Source organism: Lelliottia sp. RWM.1, from assembly GCF_016859735.1.
GTDB lineage: Bacteria > Pseudomonadota > Gammaproteobacteria > Enterobacterales > Enterobacteriaceae > Enterobacter.
Genome location: NZ_WLVC01000043.1, coordinates 12,401 through 38,784, shown reverse-complemented (window position 1 = coordinate 38,784; position 26,384 = coordinate 12,401). Strand labels below are relative to the sequence as shown.

Annotated in this window: 24 protein-coding genes and 1 pseudogene; 8 read left to right on the top strand and 17 right to left on the bottom strand. The window is 52.8% G+C overall.

Features of this window, described 5'->3' with window-relative positions:
* The 14 genes and pseudogenes from GF617_RS27235 to GF617_RS21930 form a co-directional block, all read right to left on the bottom strand.
* Window positions 1–189, bottom strand: a pseudogene (locus tag GF617_RS27235) (hypothetical protein); the annotation flags it as partial.
* 10 nt (window positions 190–199) lie between these two features.
* On the bottom strand, window positions 200–1,105 hold the full coding sequence (gene yhfZ, locus GF617_RS21990; RefSeq protein WP_181621132.1) for a GntR family transcriptional regulator YhfZ: 906 nt from the start codon (window positions 1,103–1,105) through the stop codon (window positions 200–202).
* A gap of 176 nt (window positions 1,106–1,281) precedes the next feature.
* Window positions 1,282–2,286 (bottom strand): tryptophan--tRNA ligase, encoded by a 1,005-nt coding sequence (trpS, locus tag GF617_RS21985; RefSeq protein WP_181621133.1) that lies wholly within the window; start codon window positions 2,284–2,286, stop codon window positions 1,282–1,284.
* Window positions 2,279–3,040 (bottom strand): phosphoglycolate phosphatase, encoded by a 762-nt coding sequence (gene gph / locus GF617_RS21980; protein ID WP_181621134.1) that lies wholly within the window; start codon window positions 3,038–3,040, stop codon window positions 2,279–2,281. The genes trpS and gph overlap by 8 nt, the downstream gene beginning before the upstream one ends.
* Complete coding sequence (gene rpe / locus GF617_RS21975; RefSeq protein ID WP_181621135.1) at window positions 3,033–3,710, bottom strand: ribulose-phosphate 3-epimerase; 678 nt, start codon at window positions 3,708–3,710, stop codon at window positions 3,033–3,035. The genes gph and rpe overlap by 8 nt, the downstream gene beginning before the upstream one ends.
* A gap of 41 nt (window positions 3,711–3,751) precedes the next feature.
* A complete protein-coding gene (gene dam / locus GF617_RS21970) occupies window positions 3,752–4,564 on the bottom strand; it encodes an adenine-specific DNA-methyltransferase (RefSeq protein WP_181621136.1) in 813 nt (270 codons plus the stop codon).
* Between the two features lie 67 nt (window positions 4,565–4,631).
* A complete protein-coding gene (damX, locus tag GF617_RS21965) occupies window positions 4,632–5,936 on the bottom strand; it encodes a cell division protein DamX (RefSeq protein WP_203452452.1) in 1,305 nt (434 codons plus the stop codon).
* A 92-nt stretch (window positions 5,937–6,028) separates the two neighbouring features.
* Complete coding sequence (gene aroB / locus GF617_RS21960) at window positions 6,029–7,117, bottom strand: 3-dehydroquinate synthase (protein WP_181621139.1); 1,089 nt, start codon at window positions 7,115–7,117, stop codon at window positions 6,029–6,031.
* A gap of 57 nt (window positions 7,118–7,174) precedes the next feature.
* On the bottom strand, window positions 7,175–7,696 hold the full coding sequence (aroK, locus tag GF617_RS21955; RefSeq protein ID WP_010436374.1) for a shikimate kinase AroK: 522 nt from the start codon (window positions 7,694–7,696) through the stop codon (window positions 7,175–7,177).
* Window positions 7,697–7,982: 286 nt separating this feature from the next.
* Window positions 7,983–9,221, bottom strand: coding sequence for a DNA uptake porin HofQ (gene hofQ / locus GF617_RS21950; RefSeq protein ID WP_203452451.1), 1,239 nt, complete (start codon window positions 9,219–9,221; stop codon window positions 7,983–7,985).
* Entirely contained in the window at window positions 9,133–9,537 is a 405-nt protein-coding gene (locus GF617_RS21945; RefSeq protein ID WP_203452450.1) for a HofP DNA utilization family protein, read from the bottom strand. The genes hofQ and GF617_RS21945 overlap by 89 nt, the downstream gene beginning before the upstream one ends.
* Window positions 9,527–9,988 (bottom strand): HofO, encoded by a 462-nt coding sequence (locus GF617_RS27230; protein WP_239006577.1) that lies wholly within the window; start codon window positions 9,986–9,988, stop codon window positions 9,527–9,529. The genes GF617_RS21945 and GF617_RS27230 overlap by 11 nt, the downstream gene beginning before the upstream one ends.
* A gap of 3 nt (window positions 9,989–9,991) precedes the next feature.
* Window positions 9,992–10,483, bottom strand: coding sequence for a PilN domain-containing protein (locus GF617_RS21935; RefSeq protein WP_239006579.1), 492 nt, complete (start codon window positions 10,481–10,483; stop codon window positions 9,992–9,994).
* 5 nt (window positions 10,484–10,488) lie between these two features.
* The gene (locus GF617_RS21930) at window positions 10,489–11,268 is read right to left on the bottom strand and encodes a DNA utilization protein HofM (protein WP_181621143.1); all 780 of its coding nucleotides are present in this window, start codon (window positions 11,266–11,268) and stop codon (window positions 10,489–10,491) included.
* Between the two features lie 120 nt (window positions 11,269–11,388).
* Between GF617_RS21930 and mrcA the strand changes: the two genes are divergently transcribed.
* Window positions 11,389–13,941 (top strand): peptidoglycan glycosyltransferase/peptidoglycan DD-transpeptidase MrcA, encoded by a 2,553-nt coding sequence (gene mrcA / locus GF617_RS21925; protein WP_181621144.1) that lies wholly within the window; start codon window positions 11,389–11,391, stop codon window positions 13,939–13,941.
* Between the two features lie 80 nt (window positions 13,942–14,021).
* On the opposite strand, the gene nudE is transcribed toward mrcA, so the two are convergent.
* Entirely contained in the window at window positions 14,022–14,582 is a 561-nt protein-coding gene (nudE, locus tag GF617_RS21920) for an ADP compounds hydrolase NudE (protein ID WP_203452448.1), read from the bottom strand.
* Window positions 14,583–14,905: 323 nt separating this feature from the next.
* Between nudE and GF617_RS21915 the strand changes: the two genes are divergently transcribed.
* The 5 genes from GF617_RS21915 to pckA all read left to right on the top strand — a co-directional run bounded on the left by GF617_RS21915 (window position 14,906) and on the right by pckA (window position 21,049).
* Entirely contained in the window at window positions 14,906–17,044 is a 2,139-nt protein-coding gene (locus GF617_RS21915) for an intracellular growth attenuator family protein (RefSeq protein ID WP_181621147.1), read from the top strand.
* Window positions 17,045–17,110: 66 nt separating this feature from the next.
* The gene (gene yrfG, locus GF617_RS21910) at window positions 17,111–17,794 is read left to right on the top strand and encodes a GMP/IMP nucleotidase (protein WP_203452447.1); all 684 of its coding nucleotides are present in this window, start codon (window positions 17,111–17,113) and stop codon (window positions 17,792–17,794) included.
* Entirely contained in the window at window positions 17,791–18,192 is a 402-nt protein-coding gene (hslR, locus tag GF617_RS21905) for a ribosome-associated heat shock protein Hsp15 (RefSeq protein WP_181621150.1), read from the top strand. The genes yrfG and hslR overlap by 4 nt, the downstream gene beginning before the upstream one ends.
* Window positions 18,193–18,216: 24 nt before the next feature.
* Entirely contained in the window at window positions 18,217–19,095 is an 879-nt protein-coding gene (hslO, locus tag GF617_RS21900; RefSeq protein ID WP_181621151.1) for an Hsp33 family molecular chaperone HslO, read from the top strand.
* Between the two features lie 334 nt (window positions 19,096–19,429).
* Window positions 19,430–21,049, top strand: coding sequence for a phosphoenolpyruvate carboxykinase (ATP) (gene pckA, locus GF617_RS21895; RefSeq protein WP_181621152.1), 1,620 nt, complete (start codon window positions 19,430–19,432; stop codon window positions 21,047–21,049).
* A gap of 59 nt (window positions 21,050–21,108) precedes the next feature.
* Here pckA and envZ read toward each other — a convergent pair whose 3' ends face one another.
* Window positions 21,109–22,455 (bottom strand): two-component system sensor histidine kinase EnvZ, encoded by a 1,347-nt coding sequence (gene envZ / locus GF617_RS21890; protein WP_181621153.1) that lies wholly within the window; start codon window positions 22,453–22,455, stop codon window positions 21,109–21,111.
* Window positions 22,452–23,171 carry a two-component system response regulator OmpR gene (ompR, locus tag GF617_RS21885; RefSeq protein WP_001157751.1) on the bottom strand — a complete coding sequence of 240 codons (720 nt, stop codon included), beginning with the start codon at window positions 23,169–23,171 and terminating at the stop codon, window positions 22,452–22,454. Before ompR ends, envZ begins: the two co-directional genes overlap by 4 nt.
* A 232-nt stretch (window positions 23,172–23,403) precedes the next feature.
* Between ompR and greB the strand changes: the two genes are divergently transcribed.
* A complete protein-coding gene (greB, locus tag GF617_RS21880; protein ID WP_181621154.1) occupies window positions 23,404–23,877 on the top strand; it encodes a transcription elongation factor GreB in 474 nt (157 codons plus the stop codon).
* Window positions 23,878–23,964: 87 nt separating this feature from the next.
* Window positions 23,965–26,295, top strand: coding sequence for a Tex family protein (locus GF617_RS21875; protein WP_203452446.1), 2,331 nt, complete (start codon window positions 23,965–23,967; stop codon window positions 26,293–26,295).
* Window positions 26,296–26,384: the final 89 nt, after the last annotated feature.

Below are 26,384 nucleotides of genomic sequence, written 5' to 3'. Positions count from 1 at the left end.
TTGAGTGATCGGCATGGATGTTATTACGTGATCGGCATGAATGTTATTGAGCGATCGCCATGCGTGGGAATATGCAAAGACCGGTAAACCCCACTCTTGCGCCATCCGTGAAACCACCCGGACCATGCCGTCGCGAATATCCCTGTCGATAACCCCTGCCTCGCAAAGCAGGTTAAGTCTGTTTTCCATTGAAGATGCCTTAATAACTTGGTTCTCGTTCACCGTTCACCACACTTTGTTGATGGGCGAGCAGTGCCTGCTTATCAACAACAGTTCGTAATAAATGCTGCATTGGGTAGTCATCTTTGCGAGTCAAAATGACCGCTTCGGTGGCCTGCAAAAAACGTGGATCATTGGTTAACGGCGTCGCTTCCAGTCCAAGTAACGCAAGCTCCGCGTCTGCCACCACGTTCCAGATAACCGCATCAACATCCCCTTTCACAATACGTTGCAGGCTTTCGTGGTAAGAGAGGTTGATCAACTCAACATCGCGATGGCCAAAACAGGCTTCGGTCATGATTTTTTGGTCCGCAGAGCGATTATCCAGCCCAACCCGACGCACTGTGCCGGACTCTCCTTTACGACAAATCAGTTGATGCTCACCAACGTATGTATGAGGACCAAGCTCCAGGACCATGCTCAATCCGCTCTGCGCAAGATAACTTTCTGCCGCAAGGCGAGAGACAACGGCCATGTCATACACGCCATTTAGCAAACATTCGACACGGATATCTGCCCCGCGCATATGCGCATAATAAAAAGGGATCCCGTCAAACTGCGCTTTTAACCCGCTCGCCAACCCTTCATATAAGCGGGTATAGGGCAACGGCATGGCACACACGACATTGTTGATATCAACGTGTGACAGTAGCAGCTTATTGTCCATCTCCACCAGGAAACTGCCATTTCGCCCGCGCCGTTCGATGCGAATAGCGCCAGACAACTCAAGCGTTTTCAGTGCCGCCTGAGTCAGCCCGACGGATGAGTCACACTCTCCGGCAAGCTCATCAATCGTTTTCAAACGATTACCGCGTCTCTCACCTAGCAGGTAGCGGGCCAGGGTGGTCAGTACCATCCCCTCTTTTTTGATAAACGTTCGGCGCATTTTTAATTTTCAGTAAAGTGAATATTTATATCTTCATTAAAATGAAAATATAACTCAAGATCGATATGGCAAAACGGCGAGATGCTTCACAGATTTCGCCGGAGACCATTTGGGATAACTGCCCGGCAGAGACAAAAAAACCGGGAATTTCCCGGTTTTTTTCATCGTGCCAGAGCTTAGGGCTTCGCCACAAAACCAATCGCTTCGTAAACCGCTTTCAGCGTTTCAGACGCACGCGCACTCGCTTTATCTGCGCCGTCTTTCATCACTTTTTGCAGGAAGGCTTCGTCGTTACGGAAACGGTTATAACGTTCCTGCAACTCGGTCAGCATGCCGGACACCGCATCCGCCACTTCGCCTTTCAGGTGACCATACATCTTGCCTTCGAAGTGCTGTTCCAGCTCAGGGATGCTACGACCGGTTACACCAGAGAGAATATCCAGCAAGTTGGACACGCCCGCTTTGTTCTGCACGTCATAACGAACAACAGGTGGCTCGTCTGAATCGGTTACGGCACGTTTAAGCTTTTTCACCACCGACTTCGGATCTTCCAGCAAACCAATAACGTTGTTGCGGTTATCGTCGGATTTGGACATCTTCTTGGTCGGCTCCAGCAGCGACATTACGCGTGCGCCAGATTTTGGAATGAACGGCTCTGGTACTTTGAAGATATCGCCATAAATCGCATTGAAGCGCTGGGCAATATCACGGCTCAACTCCAGATGCTGTTTCTGATCTTCGCCCACAGGAACCTGGTTGGTCTGATACAGCAGAATATCTGCCGCCATCAGGACCGGGTAATCAAACAGGCCAGCATTGATGTTTTCAGAGTAGCGCGCTGATTTGTCTTTGAACTGAGTCATACGGCTCAGCTCGCCAAAATAGGTATAGCAGTTCAGCGCCCAGCCCAGTTGCGCGTGCTCTGGCACATGAGACTGAACGAAAATGGTGCTTTTCTCAGGATCGATACCGCATGCCAGATAGAGCGCCAGAGTATCCAGCGTGGCTTTACGCAGTTTCTCAGGGTCCTGACGTGCGGTGATGGCATGCAGATCCACGATGCAATAGATGCAGTGATAGTCATCCTGCATGTTCACCCACTGACGCAGCGCACCCATGTAGTTACCAATGGTCAATTCACCTGACGGCTGTGCGCCACTAAAAACGATGGGCTTAGTCATTTTTTAATTCCTGATTTTCACTGTGCGAGAGCCCGAGCACGGGCAATAAATCTTTGAAGTGGTCGAACACCAGGTCCGGCTCACTCAGCGTGATGGCTTCACCGTAGTTGTAGCCATAAGTCAGACCAACGGAGAGACTCCCCGCGGCCTTAGCTGCCAGAATATCATTGCGCGAATCACCGACAAAGAGCAGCTCCGCAGGTGCTAAGGATAATTTTCCAGCGACCAGGAGAATCGGTTCCGGGTGCGGTTTTTTATTCTGAACATCATCCCCCCCGACGATCACTGAGAAGTATTTCGCAATATCCAGAGCGCCCAGCAAGGGTGCAACAAACGGCGTGGGCTTGTTGGTAACCAGCGCCATTGGAATACCATTCGCGCGTAATGTGCTCAGCGTTTCGACAACATCCGGGAACAAAAAGCTCCCCTCTTCAACCGTTTCTTCATAGTAACGGTCGAACAATTTACGCAGTACGCGTTGCTGTTCTTCCTGTGGGATGTCCGCGTGGTCAACGCCGGGTTTCCCCTGCGCTGCACGTAAGATTGCACGCTCCTGACGCGCCCAGGTCAGCGCGCGTTCCATCAACACATCTGCACCGTTACCAATCCAGGTCACGACGCGATCTTCACCCGCAACAGGAAGCTCAAGCGCATACAGCGCCTGGTCTACCGCGCTGGTTAAACCTGGCGCGCTGTCCACCAGCGTACCATCGAGGTCAAAGGCTACACCTCGGATTGCCCGCAATTTATCCATGACTTACCTTTGCCAGTTCCCGGCGCATTTCATCAATGACTTTTTTGTAATCCGGCTGATCAAAAATCGCGGAGCCCGCAACAAACATATCCGCGCCCGCTGCCGCAATTTCACCAATATTGTTCACCTTAACGCCACCATCGACTTCCAGACGAATGTCATAGCCAGACTCATCAATACGACGACGCACTTCACGCAATTTGTCCAGGGTGTGAGGAATAAACGACTGCCCTCCGAAACCTGGGTTAACGGACATCAGCAGGATCACATCCAGCTTATCCATCACATAGTCGAGATAGCTCAGCGATGTTGCAGGATTAAACACCAGCCCCGCCTTACACCCGTGCTCTTTAATCAGTTGCAGAGTGCGATCGACATGCTCAGAAGCTTCAGGGTGGAAGGTAATAATGCTCGCACCGGCAGCAGCAAAATCGGGAACAATGCGGTCCACCGGCTTTACCATCAAATGAACGTCAATCGGCGCAGTGATACCGTAGCTACGCAGCGCCTTAAGCACCATCGGGCCGATGGTCAGGTTGGGTACGTAGTGGTTATCCATAACGTCGAAATGGACGACATCCGCACCTGCCTCAAGGGCTTTCGCGGTGTCTTCACCAAGACGGGCAAAATCGGCCGACAGAATTGAGGGAGCAATCAAAAACTGTTTCATCCGCATCTCCTTGAAATGTGTTTACCGGCGGGCAAAACGGCTCAGGGTCGATAAAGAGCCAGCAGTTCGTCCACCTTTTTACGTGTGCCGCCATTGCTGCTAATGCTGCGCCGCACCTTAACCTGAAAGTGCTTCGCGGCTTTGTACCATTCGCGCGTATCCGGCGTATCATGATTCGAAATTAACACTGGTATTCTTTTGCTGACCAGCTTTTCCGCCATCTCAGCCAGACGGGCCTGCTCTGCCGGGCTGAAACTGTTGGTGTGATAAGCGGTAAAATTCGCCGTCGCAGACAAAGGGGCATAAGGCGGGTCACAGTAAACCACTGAGTTTACATCTGCCTGATCCATGCACTCTTCGTATGAGAGGCAAAGAAACTCCGCATTCTGCGCTTTTTCAGCAAAGTGATACAACTCAGCCAGTGGGAAATAGGGGCGCTTATAACGACCAAAAGGAACGTTAAACTCACCGCGCAAATTATACCGGCAGAGCCCATTGTAGCCATGGCGATTAAGATACAGGAACAACAACGCTCGTCGGAACGGATCCTGACTCTGATTAAACTCAGTGCGGAATTGATAGTACACATTTGGATCATTGGTCTCAGGCGTAAACAATTTACGCGCCTCGTCGACATACTCGTCGGTACGCAGCTTCACAATGTTATAGAGACTAATGAGGTCACTGTTGATATCCGCAAGGATATAACGCGAAAAATCGGTGTTCAGAAACACCGATCCCGCCCCTACGAAGGGCTCGATAAGGCACTCGCCTTTTGGCAGGTGTTTTTTAATATCGTCGAGCAGGGGGTATTTCCCCCCTGCCCATTTCAGAAAAGCGCGATTTTTTTTCATGCTGACTAACTGATTACACCTTCTCCGGCTGTGGAGAAAGCTCCGACAGCATCCTGCGCTTTAAACATTACTTCAGATCGGCCTGAACCTGATGAATCGGTTTCGCCCACGGGTTTTTCGCCTGAACATCCGCAGGCAGAGCGGCAACAGCGCGTTTTGCTTCATCTTTCGACGCATAAACGCCACTCACCAGCACATACCATGGCTGCCCGTTACGGCTTGTCTGATAAACAACGTAGTTTTTCAGGTTCGATTTCTTCGCCCAACTGTTGAGGTTGTCATAGTTGGAAGAACTGCTCAGCTGTAGCGTGTAATTGCTGGAAGGCGCAGATTTCAGAGAACCAACATTGCCCGCTGTTTTTCCTGCCGCCGCGCCGGAAGTTGTGGCGGTTGCTGCTGGCGCAGCTGTTGCTACAGGCGCTGTTGCGGTAGATGTGGCTTTCGGCGCTGTCTGCGTTATTGGCGCTTTTGCCGGTTCGCTAACCGTTGCCGTTTCAGTGTGTTTCGGCTGAACTACCGTCTTCACTTCAGGTGCTTTTGCAACAGTTTGCGGTTTGGTTTCGCGTTTCGGCTCAATCACAACCTGTTTGCGTTCCTGACGAGGGGCAACCTGAGTCTGGGTTTGACGTGGTTTGTTTTCCGTTGCCACGGTTTGCTGCTGCGTATTACCACCACGAATTGGCGCAACCGTTGCAGGTTCAGTCGGCAGCGTGGAGTTAGCCACCACGTTGTTCACCTGCTCCTGATTCTGCGGCTGAGTCAGGGCGTTATTCAGATCTCCCTGAACTTCAACGCGTTGTTGGCCTTCTGGCACGGCAGGCGTCTGGCCCTGAGTCGGGGTAGAAGAGACCGGCGGCAGGGAAACATCCTGCGGTGTCGGCGTGGTATTTCCTGCCGTCTGGTCGGCGGAGGTTGTACCTGGGGCTGACTGCGCTCCATTGGCTTGATCGGCAGCATTATCAGAAAGATTAATGCTCTTCTCGGTCGACGCTGTTGGCGCGCCAGAATTTGTTGACGGGGCTTTCAGTGCTGAGCCGATACCAATGATCAGCAGCAACAAAACTAAAACACCAAGTCCCATCATGATGTATTGGCGAGAAGCTGGCGCTTTCGCTACCGCTTTTTTACGTTTACGTGGGCGACGCTCTACAGGCTCTTCGTCCATTGAACCTTCTTCAGACTCATAACCCTCTTCTTCTCGCTCATCACGCACGTTGCGACTGCGTGACGGTCGACGATCGTCTGCATCTAGATCAACATCGTCAAAGTTGATCTGTGGCTCGTTATCACGTTCTGAAGATTGACGAGAACGACCAGTACGACGATCGCTGGGATCGGGTTTCAGCTCGTCTTCTGGTTTGAATTCATCCATTTAACACCCCACTCAAAGGCTTATGCTAACGACTTTGCATTTCACCTGAAGCTAAAAGACCACCTTTTACAGCGGCCTGACCTTTCTAGTTGTTACGCCTGCTGACAATCAGCGATAGCGCCAAGAACGACATCGTGCGGTACTCCACCGCGAACTTCACTCTTCCCTATTGCAAGTGGGAGCACCAGACGCATCTCACCTGCCAATACTTTTTTATCGCGCATCATGTGGGGTAAATACGCGTGTGCAGACATTTCCTGCGGTCCTGCCACCGGTAGGCCTGCACGCTCAAGCAACGTAATGATGCGCTGCGTTTCTTCCGGTTTGAACTGGCCCAAACGCTCAGAAGCACGAGCAGCCATAACCATGCCAGCAGCGACAGCTTCTCCATGAAGCCAATTGCCGTAGCCCATTTCGGCTTCAATCGCGTGACCAAACGTATGCCCCAGATTCAGTAAAGCACGTAAGCCGGTTTCACGCTCGTCTGCTGCCACAACTTCAGCCTTCAACTCACAACAACGACGAATACAATATGCCAGTGCCTGCCCGTCAAGGCGCAGCAAGGCATCCATGTTGTCTTCGAGCCAGAGGAAAAACTCAGCATCAAGAATAATGCCGTATTTGATCACTTCAGCAAGCCCTGAAGCCAGTTCACGCTTCGGCAATGTTTTTAGACAGTCGAGATCCACCACCACCGATGCGGGCTGGTAGAACGCGCCTATCATATTTTTGCCAAGCGGATGGTTGACTGCGGTTTTGCCGCCAACAGAAGAGTCGACTTGCGACAACAGCGTAGTGGGAATCTGGATGAAGCGCACACCACGTTGATAACTTGCGGCTGCAAACCCCGTCAGATCGCCAACAACACCGCCGCCCAGGGCAAGCAGTGTCGTATCGCGACCATGCGGTTTTTGCAAAAGTGCGGTAAAGACGGTATCGAGCACCGTCAGGCTTTTATACTGCTCGCCATCAGGCAGAATCACACTGTCAACCTTCACTCCTGCTTGTTCAAGCAGACGGCGAATGCGGTCGAGATAAAGCGGAGCCAGTGTCTCATTGGTGACCAACATTGCCTGGTCACCCGCTTTCAGTGGTAAGAAGGAAGCTGGATCGTTAAACAAACCAGCCGCGATGGTGATAGGGTAACTACGTTCCCCGAGAGTAACTGTAATCCTCTCCATGACGCGACATCCACCTTAATTGCTTATACCCGCAGGCGAGTGTATATAAAGCCAGAATCAGTTGCTTTCCAGCATATGAATAATCTGGTTTGCAACCACTTTAGCGCTCTGATCGTCAGTACGAATGGTCACATCAGCAATCTCTTCGTACAGAGGATTGCGTTCACCGGCCAGGGCTTCCAGGACTTCGCGCGGAGGCGTTTCAACTTGCAGCAGCGGGCGCTTTTTATCGCGCTGCGTACGTGCCAGCTGTTTTTCGATGGTCGTCTCAAGATAGACCACAACGCCACGGGCGGAGAGACGGTTGCGGGTTTCGCGAGATTTTACAGAACCGCCGCCTGTCGCCAGTACGATGCCCTGTTTTTCCGTAAGTTCATTGATAACTTTTTCTTCTCTGTCACGGAAACCTTCTTCGCCTTCTACATCGAAGACCCAGCCCACATCAGCTCCGGTTCGTTTCTCAATCTCTTGATCAGAATCGTAAAATTCCATATTGAGTTGTTGAGCTAACTGACGCCCAATAGTGCTTTTGCCGGCACCCATAGGCCCAACCAGAAAGATATTGCGTTTCTCTGCCATTTTTTCGGTACTACTAAGACTATTCGTTAATGGTAATCCCCGCTTCGCAAACACCCAGCGTAGCAGGACATGAACTGAAACCTCATATGCAATAGAGCGAGAGTCAGACTGAAAATTATCTCAATACTCCGGCTTGTTTGGCAACTGATTAAATCACCGCACCCGACGCATAAGGCAACAAGACGTAAGTCAGACTCAAATCGGTACTCCTTGTAAGCTAATTCATGCCCCACGTCAAACATCTGCAACAAACTGAATGCAAAATCATTGCGGGGATCGTTTCCCATCAGTGAATACCGACCAGACGTGGTGTAATAAACACCACAAGCTCTCGTCGTTCATTGTCTTTCCCGTCATGGCGAAAAAGAGGTCCAATCCAGGGGATTTTCCCCAGTCCAGGCACACTATCGCTCCCGGTTTTGTTCTTTTGCGAGAAAATACCGCCCAGTGCCAAAGTTTCTCCGTTTTTTACCTCAACTTGTGTTTCAATTTCTTGTTTATCAATTGCCAGCGTCTCGCCATCCGCTTGTTGCAACACCTGTCCCGGCATATTTTCACTGATGTGTAATTTTAACCGCACACGTCCGCCGGGTAATACTACAGGCGTGACTTCCATGCCCAGGACGGCCTCTTTGAACTCCACAGAGGTAGCACCACTCTCTCCACTGGAAACCTGGTACGGGATTTCGCTGCCCTGCTTAATACTGGCGGGTTGCATATGGGATGCCAGCAACCGCGGACTGGCGATAATTTCCAGCTGTTGCTTCTGTTCCAGTGCCGACAGTTCCAGATCCAGCAATCTGCCGTTGATTCGCCCAATATTAAAGCCGACGTGTGTCGTGGCACTGGCAACCGATAAATCCGCGCCCAGCGTCGTCATTTTCCCTACGTTACCTGACTGTGTCGCCTCGGCGAGATTCCATTTCACGCCCAGCTCACGCAGGCTTTTTTCGTTAATCGTCACAATATGCGCCGCCAGTTCCACCTGTTCGACAGGCGCATCCATCTGTCCAGCCCAATGCTGTAGCGCATCCTGTACCGTTTGATTATCACGCACCAACAACCGGTTGGTGCGTTTATCAACGGACAACGCCCCCTTTGGACTAAGCAATTTTTCTGCAGATTTTTGCAGTTCCACAGCATCGGCATAAGACAGGGAAATAGCACGTGATACCAAGGGAGCGTTGAGCTGACGCGTTGCCTGCTCCTGTTCCTTGCGGGCCAGTTGATCACGCTGCCATGCCGCCGTGTGGACATAAAAAATCCCCCCTTCCTCGCGCAGAATAAGCCCAGCACTTGATACAACCGTGTTTAACGCCTGCCGCCAGGGGACGCGGGTTAAAGAGAGCGAAAGTGAGCCGCTCACATCAGGTGACACCACTAGATTTCGATTTTCTTGCGCCACCAACGCTTGCAGTACCTGGGCTACCGGAACATCATCCACCGCGAGCGTGACCGGCGTTGGTTTTGCTATTGCTATTGGTACGCTGAGCACCATCAGTAAGAGCGCTATCCTTGTTTTCATTCGTTTTCGTTCCTTCTCGTTGCCACTGCCATCGAGCGGGGTCACACGTTACGCCAACGTCAACAACCATCTCGCGTTCATTGATGGATATCACTCGCCATCCCACAGGAAGATGTTCATCTTTTCTGACACGATGCCAGCGCTTTTGCCCATCCTGCAAAATGCCAACCGTCATGATGCCTTCTACCATCCCCTGATAACGCCACTGGGCTAGCTGCCCTGCCGCACAGAGATCATCTGGCGGGTGGAAAGGGTCACGCATCCCTGTTAGTACCACCACTGAACACAAAATCAGGTATCGCGTGCTAATTCGCATCGTTTTGCTCCAGCTGTACACTCAGGCGCAGCAACGAACCTTCCGGAGCTAACGTAAATGCGCTGACCTTCACATCCCTCAAGGCAAGGCGAGAAAACACCTCAGGGATCTGCTCCCAACCGGCATCCAACACCAGCTCACCTCCTCCCTGCCTCGGCCTCCAGTGAACAAGCCTTGTACCCTCTGCCTGGAATTCCAGTGGAGAGAACGGCCGCTCCTTTCCCGGTACAGTGGCCTTCAACTGGGCTGTCTGACGTATTGCCCCTGGCCACTTCGATGCGTTGACGTGCAAGGCATTTATCACCTGCGTATTGAGCCTGATAATCTCCGTGTGTATGGGTCTGACCAGCAGCAAATAGGCGATGAGCACCGTCGTGCTTGTGCCAACACACCAGAGAAAGAGCCGTGTACATGGGCGACATTCACACCAGCGTTGAACGAGTTCATGCATCCGTTACCCTCGCTTTTTTAGCTGAAAAGTAAATGCCCAGCGCCCCTGATTATCCTGGAGTAGTGCTCCCGCAGGTCCTGGAGTAAAACCCTCGATCTTGCTGAGTACGACATTCATCCCAGAAAGTACTGGAAGTGTTGTCGCATACCCCGTCAAAATCAGTGAAGGTGGTTGATAACGCAGTTGCGTAAGCCAGGCCTGTGACGGAATGATGTGCGCCAGCGAAAGCAGTGCAGGCGGCCATACCTGCGTTGGAAACCACTTATCAACATCAGGTTGAGCCACGTCCTGCTCGCGCATCAGCCTCGCTTCAAGCCGGTTTTGTACTGTCTGAATACCTGATAACTCACGCTGTAAAACGTGTCGGGAGTGAATGTCCCCAACTCTTAAACTCACCATTAGCATCAGCACAATCAACAGGGAACCTGTAAACATCAGCCCCCAGAAACGTACACAGTGGGCTTGCTGATACTGTCGCCAGGGCAAGAGATTCATCGTTCTCACGCGAATACCTCACTCATTGCCAGTGCCAGCGCGACTGTAAATTCAGCACCACATTCAGGTAATGGCGGCTGACACCGTGACAACGTGCTCCAGGGGTCCTGACCCTGAGCATCAAAAAAAGCGATATCGTCGCTGGAGAGCGCCAGTCGCGCGGCAAGCTCCGAAAGGTTTGCCGCCTGATGACGCTCCCGTCGCCCCCACTGATGGCGCATCGCCCATAGCCACTGATGCTCATCACGCCAGGCGACACACTGCGCAGGTTCAACAACAGGGAGCAAATTCGCCAACGCGCTGGCGTCCGGAGTAATGGAAGCCAGCCGCAAACGCAGCGTTTTAGCCAGTGATAACAGCGTTGCCACCTCTTTGTTTTGCGCAGCAGTGACATGAAACGCGCGGCTAAAGGTATCTTGTGAATAATCAAAACACAGTGTTTGGGCTGGCATCTCCAGCTCCCGCGATAGCGCTGACCCCAGCCATGCCACCTTCTCGCTATCGCGTAAGGCGAGAGCTGGCCCCGAAAATGTCTTTTGCAGAGTTCGGGCGGCCGGAAAAGCCAGAAACACCCGATGGTAATACGGCAACATCTGTCGCCAGCGTTTCAACGCTTCAACCAATTGTTCTGGCTTGAGAATTTGTCCCTCACGGATAATGCCTTCTGCCAGAGGGATGTCCCACCAGCGGCGCAGGCTCCATGCTGCCTGTTCTCTGGTCAGTGCCACTATGCGCACCTTATCGTGTTGAATATGAACGCCCGTTTGCCATGTTTTGAAAGCCATGCTTCACGATCTCCTTATCGCCCGTCAGGTTGACGGCTCTATCAATGCATCAGGCTTGCCTTTATACTACCGCGCGATTGTTTATAAACTGCCCAAGTGAAACCAAATGGGAAATCTCCGGTGAAGTTCGTAAAGTATTTATTGATCCTTGCAGTCTGTTGCATTCTGCTGGGAGCAGGCTCGATTTATGGTTTGTACAAATATATTGAGCCGCAGCTACCTGATGTCGCCACACTTCGTGATGTGCGCCTCCAGATCCCAATGCAGGTCTATAGCGCCGATGGCGAGCTGATGGCGCAATACGGCGAAAAACGCCGTATCCCATTGACCTTAAAACAAATACCACCAGTCATGGTGAAAGCCTTTATCGCGACGGAAGATAGCCGTTTTTACGAGCATCATGGTGTCGATCCGGTAGGGATTTTCCGTGCTGCCAGCGTTGCACTGTTCTCTGGTCATGCGTCACAGGGGGCGAGTACGATTACGCAGCAATTAGCGCGTAACTTCTTCCTCAGCCCTGAAAAGACGCTGATGCGTAAGATCAAAGAGGTGTTCCTTGCGATCCGTATTGAACAGTTGCTGAGCAAAGACGAGATCCTTGAGCTTTACCTCAACAAGATCTATCTCGGTTACCGTGCCTATGGTGTTGGAGCCGCGGCGCAGGTTTACTTTGGTAAGCCGATCGAACAGCTCACGCTGAGCGAAATGGCAACCATTGCCGGTCTGCCAAAAGCACCATCGACATTTAACCCGCTCTATTCGCTGGATCGGGCAACAGCGCGCCGTAACGTCGTGCTGTCGCGTATGCTGAGTGAAGGCTATATCAGCCAGACGGAGTACGATCAGGCTCGCAATGACGTGATCGACGCCAATTACCATGCCCCGGAAATTGCCTTCTCCGCACCGTATCTCACCGAAATGGTTCGCCAGGATATGGTGAGTCGCTATGGTGAGAATGCTTATGAAGATGGCTATCGCATTTACACCACCATCACCCGTAAAGTTCAGCAGGCAGCACAGCAGGCAGTACGCAATAACGTGATGGATTACGACATGCGTCACGGCTATCGCGGCCCATCAAATGTGTTGTGGAAAGTGGGTGAAAGTGCGTGGGATAGCAAAAAAATTACCGATTCGTTAAAAACACTCCCAACCTACGGGCCACTCTTACCCGCAGTGGTGACCAGAGCTGATCCACAAGAAGCGATTGCCATGATGGCAGACGGTACATCCGTTTCCCTGCGTATGGATGGCATTCGCTGGGCACGTCCGTACCGCTCCGACACGTTGCAGGGGCCAACCCCACGCAAAGTGACCGATGCCGTCCAGACCGGGCAGCAAATCTGGGTGCGTCAGGTTGGCGATGCCTGGTGGCTGGCACAAGTGCCAGATGTGAACTCCGCGCTGGTTTCTATCAACCCTCAGAACGGGGCGGTGATGGCGCTGGTTGGTGGGTTCGATTTCAACCAGAGCAAATTTAACCGTGCCACGCAGGCGCTGCGTCAGGTTGGCTCTAACATTAAACCATTCCTGTACACTGCCGCGATGGACAAAGGTTTAACGCTCGCCAGTATCCTTAACGATGTGCCGATTTCCCGTTGGGATGCAGGCGCGGGTTCAGACTGGCAACCGAAGAACTCTCCAGCAGAATATGCAGGGCCAATTCGTCTTCGCCAGGGTCTGGGACAGTCGAAAAACGTGGTAATGGTACGTGCGATGCGCGCTATGGGCGTCGACTACGCAGCGGAATATCTGCAACGCTTTGGATTCCCGGCACAGAACATTGTGCATACCGAATCGCTGGCGCTGGGTTCCGCTTCCTTTACGCCGTTGCAGGTCGCCAGGGGTTACTCGGTAATGGCAAACGGTGGATACCTGGTCGACCCTTACTACATCAGTAAAATCGAGAACGATCAGGGGGGCGTCCTCTTCGAAGCAAAACCGAAGATCGCCTGTGCGGAGTGTGATATTCCGGTGATCTACGGTGATACGCCAAAATCCAACGTGCTTGAAAACAAGGATATGGAGGATGTGGCGATATCGCAGGAACAGCAAAACGCTGTCGTACCTCAGCCTCAGTTAGAACAGGCCAACCAGGCACTGGTCGCTCAGAGTGCTGCCCAGGAGTACGCACCCCATGTGATTAACACACCACTCTCTTTCCTGATTAAGAGCGCGCTGAATACCAACATCTTTGGTGAGCCGGGCTGGCAGGGGACGGGCTGGCGTGCGGGACGCGATTTACAGCGTCACGACATTGGCGGCAAAACAGGGACGACAAACAGTTCGAAAGATGCGTGGTTCTCCGGTTACGGACCGGGTGTGGTGACATCTGTCTGGATCGGGTTTGACGATCACCGGCGTGATTTGGGACGAACTACCGCATCCGGGGCGATTAAGGATCAGATATCGGGTTACGAAGGTGGCGCTAAAAGCGCACAACCAGCCTGGGATGCGTATATGAAAGCGGTTCTGGACGGTGTACCTGAACAACCGTTGACGCCACCGCCGGGTGTCGTCACGGTGAATATCGACAGAAGCACCGGGCAACTTGCCAATGGTGGTAACAGCCGACAGGAATATTTCATCGAAGGTACACAGCCAACCACACAGGCGGTACATGAGGTGGGAACTGAGTTGATTGACAACGGCGAGACGCACGAGCTGTTTTAAAGACTGGAATGCCCGGAGAACTCCGGGCAGGAAAATCACAGGCCGGGTAAGGCGTAGTCGCTACCCGGCTTTTTTACGGGCTACAAACGCCCCTGACCTTTCAACCACTCGCGAACCAGGAACAATGCACTCACGTTACGTGCTTCGTTGAAATCCGGGTCTTCCAGCAAATCCAGCAAATGCGCCAGTGGCCAACGCACCTGTGGCAGCGGTTCGGGTTCATCCCCTTCCAGCGATTCCGGGTAGAGGTCTTCCGCCACCACGATATTCATTTTGCTGGAAAAATAGGAGGGAGCCATACTCAGTTTTTTCAGGAATGAGAGTTCTTTTGCACCAAACCCGACCTCTTCTTTCAGCTCACGGTTTGCGGCTTCAAAAACCGTTTCACCGGGATCAATAAGCCCTTTTGAGAACCCCAGTTCGTAAGATTCCGTGCCCACAGCATATTCGCGGATCAAAATGAGATGGTCATCGATGATAGGAATGATCATGACCGCTTCACGCGATGACGGGCGCATGCGTTCATAAACGCGACGCACACCGTTGCTGAACTCCAGGTCCACACTTTCAACATTAAACAGCCGCGATTTCGCAACAGTTTCAACATTCAGAATGGTGGGTTTTTGTAAGGGTTTGCTCATCTTTGATGGGTCTTTGCTGTGAGAACTGGCCTCATTGTGCGATATGCTGCACGGTTTCGGCAATGTCAATTGTTCTTTATTTACATTTATGCAACCTACCAAGAATCAATCCTCATTTCAAAACAAAAGTCAAGAGGTTGAAATAATTCCAGGAATTTGCTGATATCGCGCCATGTCAGGCTTTGCTATTATCTGCGGTCACTGGGATGCGCTTCAAAATGCTCAAGTTCGACTCCATACTTGCCGATAGCCAACCACAGACTCTCATTCATTGTTAAAGGTGCAACTGACTACACCTATAAGATAAGTAAGATGGGGAAAGCATGAGCACCATTTTGATTTTTTTCGCTGCTATGCTGGCCTGCGCATTGCTTGCAGGGTGGGTATACAGGCGTCGCGTACAGCGTCAATATCGGCTGCCCTTTTTAAATGCGTTTGCGGGCGCGACGACCCGCAAGCTCTCGCCGGAAGAACGCAGCACTGTTGAACAGTATCTCGATACCCTTAACCAGGCACAGTTGGCCCCTGGATTGACCGGCGCGAGTGCCGCCCCTGTGTCTCTGAATTTGAACGCACAAAGCGACACCGTACTGTGCGTGACGCGCTCGATCACGCGCTACGGCATCACCACCGATGATCCCAACAAATGGCGTTACTATCTCGACTCCGTCGAGGTACATCTGCCGCCGTTCTGGGAGCAATACATCAATGACGAAAACAGCGTAGAGCTCATTCATACTGATTCCCTGCCGCTGGTCATTTCCCTTAACGGTCATACACTCAACGAATATGTTCAGGAAGCGCCACGCTTTGCTCTGGAACGAGCAAGCTCCACGCAAGCCTCTATTCGTGGTGAAGAGACCGAACAGATTGAGCTGCTGAATATTCGTCAGGAAACCCATGAGGAGTACGCTCTGAGTCGACCTGATGGCATTCGGGAAGCGGTACTGATTGTCGCTGCTTTCCTGCTGTTTTTCTTCTGTCTGCTCACTCCTGATGTCTTTGTTCCCTGGCTTGCAGGCGGTGCGGTGCTGCTGATGGCGGCAGGACTGTGGGGCCTGTTTGCCCCCCCTGCTAAAAACACCTTGCGCGAAATCCACTGCCTGAGGGGGACGCCGAAACGCTGGGGATTGTTTGGCGAGAACGATCAGGAACATGTCAACAATATCTCACTCGGTATTATCGACCTCATCTATCCCCGTCACTGGCAACCGTGGATTGTCCAGGATCTTGGGCACAAAACTGATGTCGATATTTATCTCGATCGCCATGTCGTTCGGCAAGGGCGGTTTTTATCCCTACACGATGAAGTGAAAAACTTCCCTCTCCAGCACTGGCTTCGCAGTACCGTCATTGCCGGGGGAGCGGCAACGGTGCTGGCTATGTTGATTGCCTTTGTACCGCTCGACATGCCCATTAAATTTACCCTGTCGTGGATTAAAGGAGCACAGACCGTCGAAGCAACCAGCGTAAAACAGCTTGAAGAGGCGGGTGTGAGAGTCGGCGATACGCTGCAACTGAAAGGAACCGGCATGTGTAATATTCATGCTCCAGGTTCCTGGAACACTCGCCAGACCTCGCCGTTTACGCCATTCGACTGCTCGCAAATCATCTGGAATGATGCGCCGCCTTTACCGCTGCCAGAGTCAGATGTCGTCGGTAAAGCGACCGCACTTACCCAAACGGTGAGCCGCCAGTTGCACCCTAAACCTGACGATGATTCCCGCGTCAGCCCGGCGTTGCGCTCTGCGATTCAGAAATCAGGCATGGTCCTGCTGGATGATTTTGGCGAGATCGTCCTGAAAACGCAGGATTTATGTGCCTCGCCGGATGAATGTATACGGCTTAAAAATGCCCTGGTAAACCTTGGAAACAGTAAAGACTGGGATGCATTGGTAAAACGTGCGGAAGCGGGTCGACTGGATGGCGTGAACGTACTGCTGCGCCCCGTCAGTGCTGAATCACTGGATAATCTGGTAGCAACCTCTACCGCGCCATTCGTGATCCGTGAAACTGCCCGTGCGGCCCAGGCGCTAAACAGCCCAGCACCCGGCGGATTTGTCATCGTAAGCGATGAAGGCAGCGACCTGGTCGATCAACCTTATCCCCAGGTCTCACTTTATGATTACCCGGCCCAGGATCAATGGAACGAGTTTCAACGTCTGGCACAAATGCTGATGCAGACACCGTTCAGCGCCGAAGGGATCGTGACGGGGATCTTTACCGATGCCAACGGTACACGACATATTGATCTACACCGGATGCCCGATAGCGCAGGTTTATGGCGTTATATAGGAACATCCTTGCTGATGTTAGCCATGCTGGCCTGCACTTTCTGGAACGGTTTCATGGCATTGCGTCGCTATCAACGCGCACGTACACGCCAGGCTGAGATCCAGCAATATTACGAAAGCTGTCTCAATCCTAAGCTGATCCCCGCCCCTGATAGCCTGATCGGATAACATCACTGCGCGGCAAGTTATGCTACCCTGTCGCGCACATGTCTTCTGGCTGGAGAGTTCCCCTTTATGCATCTTGATATCGCCTGGCAGGAGGTTGACACCGTCCTGCTGGATATGGACGGCACGCTGCTCGATCTCGCCTTTGATAACTATTTCTGGCAGAAACTCGTGCCAGAAACCTACGGCGAACAGCGGGGTATCTCCCCGGAGGAAGCGCAGGAATTCATTCGCTCGCAATATAGCGCGGTGCAGCATACGCTAAACTGGTACTGTCTCGACTACTGGAGCGAGCGCCTGGGTCTGGATATTTGTGCCATGACTACCGCCCACGGTCCACGTGCCGTACTACGTGCAGATACGGTTCCGTTCCTGGATGCACTGAAAGCGAGCGGAAAACGCCGCATTTTGCTGACTAATGCGCACCCGCATAACCTGGCGGTGAAGCTGGAACATACCGGTCTTGCTTCACACCTTGATTTATTACTTTCCACCCACACATTTGGTTATCCGAAAGAGGATCAGCGGCTGTGGCATGCTGTGGCGGAAAAAACCGGTTTGCAGCCAGGCAGAACGCTGTTCATAGACGACAGTGAACCGATTCTGGATTCCGCAGCAACGTTTGGCATTCGCTATTGTCTGGGCGTCACTAATCCAGATTCCGGCCTTGCTGACAAAAGCTATGTGCGACATCCGGCACTGAACGACTATCGGCAGATGATCCCGACGATGACCATGAAGGAGAGGCAATGAAAGAAAAACCCTCCGACGGGGTAAGGCTGGATAAATGGCTGTGGGCGGCACGCTTTTATAAAACACGCGCCCTCGCACGCGAAATGGTCGATGGTGGCAAAGTGCATTACAACGGGCAGCGCAGCAAGCCGAGTAAGCTTGTTGAACTGAATGCCACCCTGACACTGCGGCAGGGCAATGATGAAAGGACGGTGGTGATTAAAGCCATTACCGAACATCGGCGTCCGGCAACTGAAGCAATCGCGCTTTATGAAGAGACGCCTGAAAGTGTCGAAAAGCGTGAAAAAACCGCGCTGGCGCGCAAGATGAACGCGCTGACCATGCCGCACCCGGATCGGCGTCCGGACAAAAAAGAACGCCGCGAGCTGATGAAATTTAAACACGGTGAGAACGAGTAAGACTCACCTGAAAGAGAGACTATTATGGCCCAACACGACCAATTACACCGCTATCTGTTTGAGCAATTTGCCGTTCGCGGTGAACTGGCTACCGTATCGGAAACCTGGAAACAGATCCTGGAAAACCATAACTACCCGCTGCCGGTAAAAACCCTGTTGGGCGAACTGCTGGTTGCCACCAGCCTGCTGACTGCGACACTGAAATTCGCGGGGGATATCACCGTGCAGCTGCAGGGTGACGGCCCAATGACGCTGGCAGTGATCAATGGCAACAACAACCAACAAATGCGCGGTGTTGCACGCGTTCAGGGCGATGTGCCTGAAGGTGCAGACCTGAAAACACTGGTCGGTAATGGTTACCTGGTGATCACTATTTCTCCGGACGAAGGTGAACGTTATCAGGGGGTTGTCGGGCTGGAAGGCGATACGCTGGCCGCGTGTCTGGAAGATTACTTCATGCGCTCCGAACAGCTCCCGACGCGTCTGTTCATCCGTACGGGTGAAGTGGACGGTCAACCAGCCGCTGGCGGCATGCTGTTGCAGGTTTTACCTGCTCAGGATGCGCAGAGCAACGACTTTGAACATCTGGCTACACTGACAGAAACCATCAAAGCAGAAGAACTTCTGACTCTGCCAGCCAATGAAGTGCTGTGGCGTCTGTATCATGAAGAAGAAGTGACACTCTACGATCCGCAGGATGTGGAATTTAAGTGCACCTGTTCTCGTGAACGTTGCGCTGGCGCACTGAAAACCCTGCCAGATGAAGAGATTGATAGCATCATGGCAGAAGATGGTGAGATTGATATGAACTGCGATTACTGCGGTACGCACTTCGTCTTCAATTCGATGGATATCGCCGAGATCCGCAATAACGCCTCTCCGGCGGATCCACAAGTTCACTAACCCCCTGGCCCTCTCCCTATCGGGGAGAGGGTTAAATCGGTCGCACTAGCTGAATCGCTTTTCATCATGTAACTCTTACGTAATTTTCTTACATGTATGCGATTACATTCACATTATCTCCGTTAAATATACCGCGATTTAACCTTTTAAGAACATTTTCCCCACCCAAAAAACGATTCCTGCGATAATCCGTCCTGCTTCGTGACAGGAGTCACAGCGTTTTCCGCAGTAAGGGTTTTGTCCAGATACGTAAATCTATGAGCCCCGTCCCGGTTAACAACCTAAGAACAACCCTACAATTTCAGGCAGTACATATTGGCTAAGGAGCAGTGACATGCGCGTTAAAGGTATAACCCCGCAAGATCTCAAGGCTTATGGCATTCACGACGTCCAGGAACTCGTTTACAACCCCGATTACGATACGCTGTATCAGGAAGAGCTCAATCCAGCACTGGAAGGATACGAGCGAGGTGTGTTGACGAATCTTGGTGCTATCGCCGTCGATACCGGTATTTTTACCGGTCGTTCGCCGAAAGATAAGTATATCGTCCGTGACGAAACCACCCGCGATACGCTGTGGTGGTCAGATAAGGGCAAAGGGAAGAACGATAATAAACCGCTCTCCCCGGAAACCTGGCAGCATCTGAAAGGACTCGTCACTCATCAACTCTCCGGCAAGCGTCTGTTCATTATTGATGCCTTCTGTGGCGCCAATGCCGACACCCGTCTTTCTGTTCGTTTCATCACTGAAGTGGCCTGGCAGGCACATTTCGTGAAAAACATGTTTATTCGCCCAACCGATGAAGAGCTACAGGATTTCATCCCTGACTTTATCGTGATGAATGGCGCGAAATGCACTAACCCACAGTGGAAAGAACAAGGTCTGAATTCAGAAAACTTCATCGCCTTCAACCTGACTGAGCGTATCCAGCTGATTGGTGGAACCTGGTACGGTGGTGAAATGAAGAAAGGCATGTTCTCCGTGATGAACTACCTGCTGCCGTTGCAGGGCATCGCCTCCATGCACTGCTCGGCTAACGTCGGCGAAAAAGGCGACGTCGCGGTGTTCTTTGGTTTATCAGGAACCGGCAAAACCACCCTCTCCACTGATCCGAAACGTCGCCTGATTGGCGATGACGAACACGGCTGGGATGACGATGGTGTGTTTAACTTCGAAGGGGGTTGCTACGCGAAGACCATTCGTCTGTCTGAAGAGGCAGAGCCGGATATCTATCATGCAATCCGTCGCGATGCCTTGCTGGAAAACGTCACCGTCCGTGCCGATGGCACGATCGACTTCGATGATGCATCCAGAACTGAAAACACCCGTGTGTCATACCCGATTTACCACATCGACAATATCGTGAAACCGGTGTCGAAAGCGGGCCATGCCACGAAAGTGATTTTCCTGACCGCAGACGCATTTGGCGTGTTGCCGCCGGTATCTCGCCTGACCGCCAGCCAGACGCAGTATCACTTCCTTTCTGGTTTTACCGCCAAGCTGGCCGGTACAGAGCGTGGTGTGACTGAGCCAACGCCTACCTTCTCCGCCTGTTTTGGCGCAGCCTTCTTGTCGCTGCACCCAACGCAATACGCTGAAGTACTGGTAAAACGCATGCAGGCAGTTGGCGCGCAGGCATATCTGGTCAACACTGGCTGGAATGGAACCGGCAAGCGTATTTCCATCAAAGATACGCGCGCGATTATCGATGCCATTCTGGACGGTTCTCTGGACGACGCAGAGACCTTCACCCTGCCGATGTTTGACCTGGCGATCCCGACAAAACTGCCGGGTGTGGATACGCATATCCTCGACCCGCGCAATACTTACGGTTCACCGGAGCAGTGGCGTGAGAAAGCGGAAACACTGGCGAAACTGTTTGTTGAAAACTTTGAGAAGTATACCGATACACCAGCGGGCGTTGCACTGGTGAGTGCAGGACCTAAGCTGTAAGAGCCCCCTCACCCGGCCCTCTCCCCTGTGGGGAGAGGGTTCGGCTAAGAGGTAAAACATTAACTCTCTTTTACCTGCCCACGCATTGGCGGCACTGGCAACCAGGCGCGAATACTCAAACCGCCCCGTTCGCTGGTTCCAATCTCCAGCAAACCGTTATGGTTATCAATGATACGCTGCACAATCGCCAGCCCTAATCCGGTTCCACTGGTACTGCGCGCACTATCCCCCCGCACAAATGGCTGGAAGAGGTGCTTACGCTGCTCAGGTTTAATTCCCGGACCATCATCTTCCACCTGGAACCAGGCACGATTTAGCTCAGAACCACTGCTAACCTTGATCCAACCATTCCCGTAACGAGCCGCGTTGACCACCATATTGGCAACGGCACGTTTGATGGAAAGTGGATGCATGCGTACCTGAATTTCACCCGGCTGTAGATCGGTGTCGATTTCACGCTCGTAGCCGCTTTCTGCCGCGACCACTTCTCCCAGTACCGCATTAAGATCCGCCATCTCCATTGGCATCTCCTGACCGGTACGCAGGTAATCGATGAACTGCTCGATGATGGCGTTACACTCTTCGATGTCCTTGTTAATCGACTCCGCGAGATAACCGTCTTCTTCGCCCATCATTTCCGTCGCCAGTCGAATACGCGTCAGCGGCGTGCGCAAGTCATGACTTACCCCCGCCATCAGCAACGTTCGGTCATCAGCCAGCTGTTTCACACCAGCCGCCATGTGGTTGAAGGCGCGCGTCACCGAACGGACTTCCGATGCGCCATACTCGCGCAGCGGTGGAGGAATAATCCCTTTACCGACCTGCAGCGCAGCATGCTCCAGGTCGACCAACGGTCGGTTTTGTATGCGGATGAACAACCATGCGCCGCCTATTGCCAGCAGCATAATAGCCAGGGTGTAACGGAACAGCGGTGAGAAGTCGCCCTGATGGATTTCCGTCAGGGGAACACGCACCCAGATGTTGGGCGATAGCCAGGTTTTCAGCCAGACAACCGGCGAGCTTTTGTTAACCTCGACGCGTACCTCCGTCGGGCCACCAAGCTGCTGCGCCATCTGTTGGCTTAAGAATTCATAGTGTTGCGCCCAGCGCAGGCCTGCGTCTTCCGCCGCTTCATTGGAATAGAGCGATATCCCCAGCTCGCGGTAGATTTCACGGCGAAAGGCCGGAGGAACCACCAGTTGCGTGCCGTCCTCCAGTTGCAGTTTGTCGGTCATCAGCATACGCACTTCGTAGGCTAAGACCTTATTGAACTGCTGGAGGCTCGGCAGGATCGCGAAGTTCAGCACCACCAGGTAGGTCGTCACCAGGCTGACGAACAGCAAGGTGACGATCAGTAACAGCGTGCGGGCAAACGAACTGCGCGGCGAGAAGCGCATTCGCCTCATGCTTTAGAACCGTCCGGCACAAACACGTAGCCCAAACCCCATACGGTCTGAATGTAACGAGGATGTGCAGGATCTTCTTCCACCATGCGGCGTAAGCGGGAGATCTGCACGTCGATTGAACGTTCCATTGCCGAGTATTCGCGACCACGCGCCAGGTTCATCAGTTTGTCGCGAGACAGCGGCTCACGCGGGTGGCTGACCAGCGCTTTCAGTACGGCAAACTCACCGCTGGTAAGCGGCATCGGCTCATCTTCACGGAACATCTCGCGCGTTCCGAGGTTCAGTTTAAACTTACCAAACGCAATGACGGCTTCTTCCTGCGACGGCGCACCTGGCAGTTCGTTCGCCTGGCGACGCAGCACTGCGCGGATCCGCGCCAGCAATTCACGCGGGTTGAACGGTTTTGGAATGTAGTCGTCAGCACCAATTTCGAGGCCCACGATACGGTCCACTTCTTCCCCTTTCGCCGTTACCATGATGATCGGCATCGGGTTACTTTGGCTACGCAGACGACGGCAGATAGAGAGACCGTCTTCGCCTGGAAGCATTAAATCGAGCACCATCAGGTGGAACGACTCACGTGTTAGCAGGCGATCCATTTGTTCAGCGTTCGCCACGCTTCGAACCTGGAAGCCCTGCTCGGTCAGATAACGCTCCAGCAGCGCACGCAGGCGCATGTCGTCATCCACGACCAGAATTTTGTAGTTCTCTTGCATTGTATGTACTCCCAAAGGCCCGGATAGTGTATCAGTACGTATTCTAAAAAAGTGCACGTCTACGACCAGCTAATTCTGGTATAAATTCTAGTCGAAATTGTTACAAAGCATATTTAACAGCAGCTTATCTGCACATTTCATCACATAAATCATTATTAATCCTGTCTGTTAAGCTTTGTGGTACGTAATGTGCGCAGAGCATGCAACGGAGTCGAGTCTTAAAGGTCACACCATGAAAACGCCGCTGATCACCCGTGAAGGGTACGAAAAACTCAAAAAAGAGATGGATTACCTGTGGCGAGAAGAGCGCCCGGAAGTGACCAAAAAAGTCACCTGGGCTGCGAGCCTGGGCGACCGCAGCGAGAATGCCGACTATCAGTATAATAAAAAACGGCTGCGTGAAATCGATCGCCGCGTCCGTTACCTGACCAAATGTCTGGAAAACCTGAGGATCGTCGACTACTCCCCTCAACAAGAAGGCAAAGTTTTCTTCGGCGCATGGGTAGAGATTGAGAATGACGACGGTGATACCCTCCGTTTCCGCATCGTCGGCTACGATGAAATTTTTGGTCGTAAGGATTACATCTCTATCGACTCCCCCATGGCCCGCGCCTTGCTGAAAAAAGAGGTGGGGGATTTAGCCATCGTCCAGACGCCAGCCGGTGAGGCCAGCTGGTATGTCAACGAAATCGAGTACGTAAAATAGTCTGAGAGCGCCCTCCACGGCTGGCATTTTGCCGTGTCAGTCCGTATAACTATCCCCCTTATTTTCGATCTATTAGATGATAAAGCCATGATGAAAGATTCGCTCTGCCGCATTATTGCGGGTGAACTTCAGGCCAGAGCTGAACAGGTAGAAGCTGCCGTTCGCCTGCTTGATGAAGGGAACACCGTGCCGTTTATTGCACGTTATCGTAAGGAAGTCACTGGCGGTCTGGATGACACTCAGTTACGTAACCTGGAAACCCGTCTGGGCTACCTGCGTGAACTGGAAGACCGCCGTCAGGCGATTCTAAAATCCATTAGTGAACAGGGTAAGCTCACAGATGACCTGTCGAAGGCCATCAACGGTACGCTGAGTAAAACCGAGCTTGAAGACCTTTACCTGCCTTACAAACCCAAACGTCGCACCCGCGCGCAAATCGCCATTGAAGCAGGCCTGGAGCCGCTGGCTGACCTGCTGTGGAACACACCGTCTCACGACCCGGACACCGAAGCCGCGAAGTATATCGATGCCGAAAAAGGTGTCGCGGATACCAAAGCCGCGCTCGACGGCGCGCGCTATATCCTGATGGAGCGCTTTGCAGAAGATGCCGCGTTGCTGTCCAAAGTGCGTGATTATCTCTGGAAAAATGCCCACATTGTCTCCACCGTCGTCAGCGGTAAAGAGGAGAAAGGCGCAAAATTCCGCGATTATTTCGACCATCACGAACCTGTTTCGACCGTACCATCGCACCGCGCACTGGCAATGTTCCGTGGCCGCAACGAAGGTATCCTGCAACTCTCACTTAATGCCGATCCACAGTTCGACGAGCCACCAAAAGAGAGCCACTGCGAGCAGATCATCACTGACCATTTAGGACTGCGTCTGAACAATGCTCCGGCGGATAGCTGGCGTAAAGGCGTGGTGAGCTGGACCTGGCGTATCAAGGTTCTGATGCACCTGGAAACCGAACTCATGGGAACAGTGCGCGAGCGGGCGGAAGACGAAGCGATTAACGTCTTTGCCCGTAACTTACACGACCTGCTCATGGCGGCTCCGGCGGGCCTGCGCGCCACGATGGGCCTTGACCCTGGGCTGCGTACCGGCGTGAAAGTGGCCGTTGTTGATGGTACAGGTAAAGTCGTGGCAACCGACACGATTTATCCTCACACGGGCCAGGCTGCAAAAGCCGCCGTCGTTGTCGCCGCGCTGTGTGAGAAACACAATGTTGAGCTGGTCGCTATTGGCAACGGCACAGCATCCCGTGAAACCGAGCGTTTCTTCCTGGATGTGCAGCAGCAGTTCCCAAAAGTAACAGCACAGAAAGTGATCGTCAGTGAAGCGGGGGCATCCGTGTACTCGGCTTCTGAGCTGGCTGCGCTGGAGTTCCCGGATCTCGACGTGTCACTGCGCGGTGCGGTCTCCATTGCCCGCCGTTTACAGGACCCGCTGGCGGAACTGGTGAAGATCGACCCGAAATCCATCGGTGTGGGCCAGTATCAGCATGACGTCAGCCAGACTCAGCTTGCCCGTAAGCTGGATGCTGTCGTGGAGGACTGCGTAAACGCCGTTGGCGTGGATCTGAACACCGCCTCCGTCCCACTCCTGACACGTGTGGCAGGCTTAACCCGCATGATGGCGCAGAACATTGTCTCCTGGCGTGATGAGAACGGTCAGTTCCAGAACCGTCAGCAGTTGTTAAAAGTGAGCCGTCTGGGGCCTAAAGCCTTTGAGCAGTGCGCAGGTTTCTTGCGTATCAACCACGGCGATAACCCACTGGATGCATCAACCGTTCACCCGGAAGCCTACCCGGTGGTCGAGCGCATCCTGGCGGCCACGCAGCAGGCGCTGAACGATCTGATGGGTAACAGCAGCGAATTACGCAATCTGAAAGCCGTTGATTTTACCGATGAGAAATTCGGCGTGCCGACCGTATCTGACATCATCAAAGAGCTGGAAAAACCGGGCCGCGATCCGCGCCCTGAGTTTAAAACGGCGAAGTTTGCCGAAGGTGTCGAAACGATGAACGATCTGCTGCCCGGTATGGTGCTGGAAGGGGCCGTCACTAACGTCACCAACTTTGGTGCGTTTGTCGATATCGGCGTGCATCAGGATGGCCTGGTTCATATTTCTTCCCTTGCCGATAAGTTCGTTGAAGATCCGCATACCGTGGTGAAAGCCGGTGACATCGTGAAGGTGAAAGTACTGGAAGTCGATCTGCAACGTAAGCGTATCGCCCTGACGATGCGTCTGGACGAGCAGCCTGGTGATACCCATGCCCGTAGGGGTAACGGTGGCGCGAACCGAGAACAACAGCGTCCAGCCGCCAAAGCCGCGAAGCCACGTGGACGTGATGCTCAACCAGCGGGCAACAGCGCCATGATGGATGCGCTGGCAGCTGCTATGGGTAAGAAGCGCTAACCCCACACTCTGCTCCTTTCCCCTATCGGGAGAGGGGCAGATATGCTGTGAGGTGTTCCCCTCGCCTCTTTGTGGTGAGGGTCAGGGTG